Here is a 7,943-nt window from a genome sequence, read left to right as displayed (position 1 = left end):
GACATCCCGCCGCACCAGACGCGCCGCCCTCACGAGGCGGGTCGCGGCGCGTGTGTCGGTGCCCGTCAGCATCCGCACCAGATCCACCGGCTTCGCACACCCATACCGGGTCGTCATCCGCTCTTCCCTCAACCCCGCCGAGCGGTCACCGACCTGCACGGTCGCCTCAACCTGCAGAGCCTCCACCCGCCGCTGGATCCGCCCCGACAGCGCCAACAGCTCCGCCACATCCGCATCAGAGAGACCAGGAATCACCTCGTCACCGAACGCATCACACGCCACAGAATCGAGGGACTCCTCAAGATCCCGAAGCCGAGCAACGATGCTGTTCATACCCCCATTCAACACCGGCCCACCGACATTCGAACGCTCGTTTATGGCCGGTCAGGGATAATTTCGAGCATCTTCCTGATCAATGTCGCACACACCGGTGACGCACCGATGCCGGATGCATTTCGTCGGTTCTGGGCGGTCGTAGCCGACGAAATCCATCCCGCAACGCCGCCCGTCCGCCACCGCCCTGGCACGAACAGCTAGCGCGCGGTCGACAGCGCTGAAGGCTCAGCCGTCGGCAGCCGGCAGACGAACGCTCGGCAGTCATACGCGAGGCCGGATGCGGCATCCTTACCCTCGAACAGCTCGAACCCCGCGTCTACGAACGCACGAGCCTGCGCCGGCGTCACAACCGCGATCACGTCGGCGTCCACTCCACGGGCCGCCGCAGCGAGCTCCCCCTCGCGATCGTCCGCGACGACGACCACCTGACGTGACGGCTCCACGAGTCCCGCAGCCACCGCCAGCAGCGATCCGTGCCCGAAAGGATGCTGCAACGCGGATGCCGCATATGCCTGCACCTGATCCTCAGTCGACTCCCGATATCGCTCCCCTGCGCCCAGCCGCCAAGCGGCCAGAGCGGCCCCGGCGAGCGCCGACACTCCGGACGGCAGGTCGCCGTCGGTCTGATCGGGAGCGGATGCCACGCCCTGCGCCACCAACACGGGATCCACTGCAGCGCCGTCGCCGAGAGCCTCGTCGAGAAGGTCACGGGCAGTCACAGCCCACGACGCGTCCCCGGTCGCCACGGCCAGCGCGAACAGCCCTTCCGAGAGAAGCCCCAGGTCCGCGAGCGTCGCGACGGCGCTCGATGCCACGCCATCCAAAGATGCCCTGACGAGCCGTCCGTCCGGTGCGCGGTTGGTCGCCAGCACGAACGATGCCGCTGCAGCCGCAGCATCCACCCATTCCGGCATTCCCATCGCCGCGCCGGCCCGAGCGAGTACCCCGATCGCGAGACCGTTCCAGCCCGTGATGACCTTCCCTTCGACAGCGGGTGCCTCCAGAGCCGAGCGATCGGCGGCGAGGTAGTACCCGCCCTCACTGCGCTGCCCGTCGATCCACGACTCCGAGTCCTGCGCGGCCCCGAATCCACCACCGTCGCGTCGAAGGACCCCGAGCACGAACCCGACGATGCCCTCGGCCGTCGCGAAGTCTCCAGCCGAAACGGCCACCTCGAGCAGCTGAGCGTTGTCGGTCAGCATCCGCTCGTAATGCGGCACGGTCCAGTCGCGCTGGGTCGCGTAGCGGAAGAAACCGCCGTCGAGATCGCGAAGATCGGATGCCGACATCGCGGTGAGCGCGCGCGTCGCGGCAGCAGCTGCATCCGGAGCCTCACGACGCACGAGCGGCGCCTGCAGAAACCGCAGCGTCGTCGCCACCGGGAACTTCGGTGCCCCGCCGAACCCGCCGAACAGATGGTCCTCACGCGCGACGATCGCCGCCGCGGCGGCCGCCAGGCCCTCGGGCGTCGGCAACGGAGACGGCGTCGTCGCCGCAGCGCTCGCCAGCGCCTCGGCGACAGCATCCGCCGATTCGATCGCCTGCTCGCGACGAAGCGTCCAGGCCTCCCGCACCGCCGCGAGCACATCGCTGAAGCCGGGCATTCCGCCCCTCGCGGAGGGGGGCCAGTACGTGCCGGCGTAGAACGTGCGCCCCTGTGGCGTGGCGAACACGGTCAGCGGCCACCCGAGGTTCTGCGTGAAGGCCGACGCCGCAGCCATGTACGCGCCGTCGACGTCCGGATGCTCCTCCCGATCGACCTTGACCGCGACGAAGCCGTCGTTGATGCGCGCCGCGGTCTCCGGGTCGGAGAACGACTCGCGTGCCATCACATGGCACCAGTGGCAGGTGGAGTAGCCGATCGAGATGAGCAGCGGCACATCGCGGCGCTGCGCCTCGGCGAATGCCTCCGCACCCCACGGGAACCAGTCGACCGGGTTATCGGCGTGCGCCCGCAGGTACGGGCTGAGCGTGTCCGCGAGACGGTTCGTCATGAGGCCACGCTACGCCCGTGCGGAACTCACCGGACCCGTGTCTCGTTCAGCCGACGAGCGCCTCCGTCGAGCGCGAAGCGGCATATCCGACCAGCGGCAGTGCACGCTCAGCAGCGAGCCCGATGCGCGCCTGCAGGATCTCAGAGTTGATCACATACCCGTCGAAGTCGGTGTCGCTCGCATAGACGCCGAGCGGCAGTGTGAGCGCTTGGAAGAACGCGAACAGCGGGCGCAGCTGGTGTTCGATGATGAGCGCATGGCGCTCTCCCCCGCCGGTCGCCGCCAGCAGCACCGGCTTGCCGACGAGCGCGTACTGGCTGACGAAGTCGAACAGATGCTTGAACAGACCGGTGAACGAAGCGCGGTAGACCGGGCTGCCGACGATCAGCAGGTCGGCCTGCTCTATCGCGACCAGTTGCTCCTCGACGCTCGCTGGCAGGTGATCGCGCCGTAGCGCACCGGCCAGTGCCGGTCCGACGGCGGTCAGCTCGATCAGTTGCACCTCGACCTCCGCCCGCTCGGCGATGGCGGCGGCGATGGCACGCAGAAGCGCGGTCGTCTTGCTGGGCTCGTGGAGCGAGCCCGAAACGGCGACGATGCGATAGGGAGCGGTCATGTCATAGAACGTACTCATGACGGCGCCCCGTGGCGCAGGAAGCGACACGGGGCGTCATGTAAGCGTCAGGCGCTCAATTGAACTCGTTGGGATGCGTGCCGACGCGGCCCGATCCGTCGAGCGGGTCGAGACCGTCGATCGCAGCGATCTCAGCGCCGGTGAGCGTGAAGTCGAACACGTCGAGGTTCTCGCGCAGGCGCTCGGCGCGCACCGACTTCGGGAACACGATCGTGCCCTTCTGCAGGTGCCAGCCCAGCACGACCTGCGCGGGCGTCTTGCCGTGCGCCGCTGCCGCGTCTGCGACCGCCGGCGTGCCGAACAGGTCGTACTTGCCCTGCCCGAGCGGACCCCAGGATTCGATGCGGATGCCGTGGTCGGCGGCCCACGCGACGGTCTCGCGCTGCTGGTACGCAGGGTGAAGCTCGATCTGGTCGACGGCCGGCGTCACACCGGTCTCGTTCACCACGCGCTCGAGGTGCTCGGCGAGAAAGTTCGAGACGCCGATGCTGCGGGTGAGTCCCGCCTCGCGCAGCTCGATGAGCTTCGCGAACGCGTGGACATAGTTGTCCTTCGCCGGTGTCGGCCAGTGCACGAGATACAGATCGACGTGCTCGAGGCCGAGCTTGTCGAGGCTCTCGGCGATCGCGGCGTTCGGCTCATCGCCGTCGTGCCGGTCGTTCCAGAGCTTGGTGGTGATGTAGAGCTCGTCGCGGGCGATGCCGCTCTTCGCGATCGCGGCGCCCACGCCCTCCTCGTTGCCGTAGATCGCCGCGGTGTCGATGTGGCGGTAGCCGATCTCGAGCGCCTCGCTGACGGTGCGCTCGGTGTCTGCCGGCGGCACCTTGAAGACTCCGTAGCCGAGTTGGGGGATGGAATGGCCGTCGTTGAGAGTCACGTTGGGGATCGTCATGCGCCTAGCCTACGACCTGTGATGACAGGTCGCCTCGCGCCGCGTCGCCGTCATACGATGGAGGGCTATGTCTTCTGCCGATCTCGTCATCACCTATCCTCCGGAGCTGCCCGTCAGCGCCGCCAGGGATGAGATCGCCGACGCCATCCGCGAGAACCAGGTCGTCGTCGTCGCCGGCGCGACCGGATCGGGCAAGACCACCCAGCTGCCGAAGATCTGTCTCGAACTCGGCCGCACGAACATCGCGCACACCCAGCCGCGTCGGCTCGCCGCCCGCACGATCGCCGAGCGCATCGCCGAGGAACTGCACGTCGAGCTCGGCGGCGTCGTCGGCTACAAGGTGCGCTTCACCGACAAGGTGTCGGATGCGACGAAGGTCGCGCTGATGACCGACGGCATCCTGCTCAACGAGATCCACCGCGACCGGCTGCTGCGTCGGTACGACACGATCATCATCGACGAGGCGCACGAGCGCTCGCTCAACGTCGACTTCCTGCTCGGCTACCTCACCCGCATCCTGCCGGAGCGACCCGATCTCAAGGTCATCATCACCTCGGCGACGATCGACCCGGAGAGTTTCGCGAAGCACTTCGCTACGCCGGGTGGCACGCCGGCGCCGATCATCGAGGTGTCCGGTCGCACCTACCCGGTCGAGATCCGGTACCGGGCGCTCGCGGATGCCGGCACAACTCCGGAGGAATCGCCCGCGGGATCCATGGCTGACTCGAAAACAGCACGATCTGGCAAAAAGCTCCGGAGTTATGCGGCCGATGCCGCGCAAGGAGAACCAGAGGACGAGGTCTCCGCGATCGTCACGGCGCTGCGCGAACTCGATCGCGAGGTGCCGGGTGATGTGCTCGTGTTCCTTCCCGGCGAGGCTGAGATCAGGGATGCCGCGGACGCCGTGCGAGCGGCCTATGCGTCCAGCAAAGCCCCGGTCGAGGTGCTTCCTCTGTACGGAAGACTGTCGGCCGCCGAGCAGCATCGCGTGTTCGAACCCAGCCGCGTCGCAGGCGTGCGCCGCCGCGTGATCCTCGCCACGAACGTCGCTGAGACCAGCCTCACCGTCCCAGGTATCAAGTACGTCATCGACACCGGCACCGCGCGCATCTCGCGCTACAGCAACCGCTCGAAAGTGCAGCGGCTGCCGATCGAGCCCATCTCGCAGGCATCCGCCAACCAGCGCTCCGGTCGTGCGGGTCGCACCAGCGACGGCATCGCGATCCGCCTCTACAGCGAGGACGACTTCGCCGGGCGTGCGGAGTTCACCGAACCCGAGGTGCTGCGCACCTCACTCGCCTCGGTCGTGCTGCAGATGCTGTCGCTCGGCTTCGGCGACATCGCCGCGTTCCCGTTCCTCACCCCGCCGGATTCCCGAGGCATCAAGGCAGCATTCGACCTGCTCACCGAACTCGGTGCCGTGGATCTCACTCGAGACACTCCTCGTCTCACCCGCATCGGTCGCGACATCGTCCGGATGCCGATCGACCCGCGCTTTGCCCGCATGCTGCTGGAGGCCCAGAAGAACGGCGTCACTGAGCCCGTGCTCGCGGTCGTCGCCGGCCTGACCATCCAAGACGTCCGCGAGCGGCCGTCGCAGGAGGCGCCGCAGGCCGTCCGCGACGCCGCGGATCGGATGCATGCGCGCTTCACCGACCCGACGAGCGACTTCCTGGCGACGCTGAACCTCTGGAACCACCTGCGCGAGCAGCAGCGTGAGCTCGGCTCGAGCGCCTTCCGACGAATGTGCCGCTCCGAGCATCTGAATTACGTGCGCGTGCGGGAGTGGTTCGACGTGCACCGGCAGCTGCGCTCGCTGGTCAAAGCTCCGCCGGCTTCGAAGGGCTCCGGCGCCGCCGACCCCGATGCCATCCATCGCGCACTGCTCTCCGGCCTGCTCTCGCAGATCGGCATCCTCGATGAGCGCAATACCAAGGCCCCTCCGAAGGGGCAGTCGAAGAGCCAGAAGGACCCGAAGCGCCGCATCGCCGAGTATCGAGGCGCACGCGGCATCCGCTTCTCGATCTTCCCTGGGTCGGGTCTTCGCAAGCAGAGCCCGCAGGCCGTCATGGCGGCCGAGATCGTCGAGACGTCTCGCACCTTCGCGCGCACCGTCGCCGCGATCGATCCGGCATGGGCCGAGTCTCTCGCCGGCGACCTCGCCAAGCGAACGGTGTCGGAACCGCACTGGTCGAAGGATGCCGGTGCCGCCGTCGCCTTCGAGAAGGTCACGCTGTTCGGCGTCGAGATTATCCCTCGCCGGCGCATCCAGTTCGCCCGCATCGACCGCGCCGCCTCCCGCGAATTGTTCGTGCGGCATGCGCTGGTCGAAGGAGAGTGGGACCCGACCAGGCTCGACAAGCGCGTCAGCGCGTTCTGGCGCAGCAACGGCGAACTTCGCAAGCGTCTCGAGAAGCTCGAGGAGCGCGAACGCAGGCGCGACATCCTCGCCGGAGACGAGGAGGTGTTCCGCTTCTACGACGAGCGCATCCCCGCCGACGTATTCGACGTGCGCTCGTTCGAGAAGTGGTGGCGCGAGACTCTGCAGCAGACACCGAAGCTGCTCGTCATGCGCGAGAGCGACCTGATCGAAGACGACGAGCGCGCAGATCAGAACGACTTCCCCACCCGGTGGACGCAGGGCGATCAGGTGCTCGGGCTCGCCTACCGCTTCGAGCCGGGCGCACCGGATGACGGCGTCAGCGTCGTCGTACCGCTCGCACTGCTGGCACAGATCGAGGACCGCGGCTTCGACTGGCAGGTGCCAGGGCTGCGCGCCGACCTGGTCACCGCGCTGCTGCGCGCACTGCCGAAGGCGATCCGCCGACATGTCGTGCCGGCGGCGGACTGGGCGGACAAGTTCGGAGCGACCCTCGCCGAAGAGGGGCCGGAGAACCACGGCGGCCGTCCTCCTCGCTCGCTCAAGGAAGCACTTGCCAGGATGATCCAGCCGCTGGCGAACCAGCCGGTCTCGGCCAGCGACTTCGACGACGAGCGCGTACCGGGGCATCTGCAGATGAACTTCCGCGCGGTCGATGAGCGCGGCCGTGTCGCAGGATCCGCACGAGACCTGCGCCAACTGCAGACTTCGCTGTCGGATCGCGCCCGCTCCAGCGTCGCGCGCTCGATCGCGCGGCCGGAGAAGAGCAGAGGGCGACCGGATGCAGAGACCGTGGCCGCGGCATCCGTTCGGGGATCGCTCGAGCAGGACGGCCTGACGAACTGGACGTTCGGCGATCTGCCGGAGGTGCTCGACACGAAGGTCGCCGGCGGGGTTGTGCGCGGCTACCCGGCGATCGTCGATCAGGGCAAGACGGTGTCGGTGCGCGTCGAGGCGACGGCGGATGCCGCTGACGGGGCCACCCGCGCCGGCGTTCTGCGGCTCATGCTGTTGAACGTGCCGTCACCCGCGTCGTACGTGCAGGAGCACCTCACCTCGCAGGAGAAACTGGCGCTCGCCGCATCGCCGTACTCGTCGGCGGCCGCGCTGATCGAGGATGCCAGGGCGGCCGTGGTCCGTGCCTCGCTGCCGTCGGAACCGATTCGCACACAGTCGGATTTCGCCGCCGCGAGGGATGCCGTCAACGCCGTCCTCGTCGACCAGTTGTTCCAGACCGTCTCACTCGCCGCGCGCATTCTCACGAAGTCCCGCGAGGTCGAACGCGGGATCAGGTCGGAGAACTCGCTCGCGCTGCTCGGGCCGCTGAACGACATCCAATCCCAGCTCAGCGCGTTGCTGCATCCTGGGTTCATCTCGGCGACGGGCGCCGAGCGCCTCGCGCACCTCCCGCGGTACTTGGACGGCATGCTCGACCGGCTGAAGACGCTGTCGAACGAACCGGGCAAGGATCGGGCGCGGATGACCGAGTACGAGCGGGTTTCGAAGACGTTCGAGGATGCCGGTGGCACGCTCCCGCTTGCCCCAGATGCCCCCGCCGCCCTGGTCGAGGCGCGCTGGCTGCTGGAGGAGTACCGGATCAGCGTGTTTGCGCAGCGCCTCGGCACCGCGCAGCCGGTGTCCCCGCAGCGCATAGCAAAGATCCTGAGAGAGGTCTGACAACCGCGTCACGGGGCGTCACACGAGTTG

The 7,943-nt window shown here is 68.0% G+C and carries 5 protein-coding genes; 1 reads left to right on the top strand and 4 read right to left on the bottom strand.

The window, feature by feature from the left end:
* From HDC95_RS16695 to HDC95_RS16680, 4 genes are all read right to left on the bottom strand, one after another.
* Positions 1 to 333: hypothetical protein (locus HDC95_RS16695; protein WP_259064819.1), on the bottom strand; the 333-nt coding region annotated here is incomplete at its 3' end.
* Positions 334 to 533: 200 nt separating this feature from the next.
* On the bottom strand, positions 534 to 2,330 hold the full coding sequence (locus HDC95_RS16690) for a thioredoxin domain-containing protein (RefSeq protein ID WP_259064818.1): 1,797 nt from the start codon (positions 2,328 to 2,330) through the stop codon (positions 534 to 536).
* Between the two features lie 46 nt (positions 2,331 to 2,376).
* The gene (gene msuE, locus HDC95_RS16685) at positions 2,377 to 2,946 is read right to left on the bottom strand and encodes an FMN reductase (protein WP_259064817.1); all 570 of its coding nucleotides are present in this window, start codon (positions 2,944 to 2,946) and stop codon (positions 2,377 to 2,379) included.
* Between the two features lie 73 nt (positions 2,947 to 3,019).
* The gene (locus HDC95_RS16680) at positions 3,020 to 3,856 is read right to left on the bottom strand and encodes an aldo/keto reductase (RefSeq protein ID WP_259064814.1); all 837 of its coding nucleotides are present in this window, start codon (positions 3,854 to 3,856) and stop codon (positions 3,020 to 3,022) included.
* Positions 3,857 to 3,923: 67 nt separating this feature from the next.
* Between HDC95_RS16680 and hrpA the strand changes: the two genes are divergently transcribed.
* On the top strand, positions 3,924 to 7,913 hold the full coding sequence (hrpA, locus tag HDC95_RS16675; protein WP_259064812.1) for an ATP-dependent RNA helicase HrpA: 3,990 nt from the start codon (positions 3,924 to 3,926) through the stop codon (positions 7,911 to 7,913).
* The last annotated feature ends 30 nt before the right edge of the window (positions 7,914 to 7,943 follow it).

Origin of the sequence: Microbacterium sp. AK031 (assembly GCF_024807145.1) — a bacterium.
GTDB lineage: Bacteria > Actinomycetota > Actinomycetes > Actinomycetales > Microbacteriaceae > Microbacterium.
This window is presented reverse-complemented; position numbering and strand designations above follow the sequence as displayed.

What these genes read in the sequence shown, in the direction of transcription:
- HDC95_RS16690 (WP_259064818.1), bottom strand. Translation starts at nt 2,330, where the DNA reads ATGACGAACCGTCTCGCGGACACGCTCAGCCCGTACCTGCGGGCGCAC.
- msuE (WP_259064817.1), bottom strand. Translation starts at nt 2,946, where the DNA reads ATGACCGCTCCCTATCGCATCGTCGCCGTTTCGGGCTCGCTCCACGAG.
- HDC95_RS16680 (WP_259064814.1), bottom strand. Translation starts at nt 3,856, where the DNA reads ATGACGATCCCCAACGTGACTCTCAACGACGGCCATTCCATCCCCCAA.
- hrpA (WP_259064812.1), top strand. Translation starts at nt 3,924, where the DNA reads ATGTCTTCTGCCGATCTCGTCATCACCTATCCTCCGGAGCTGCCCGTC.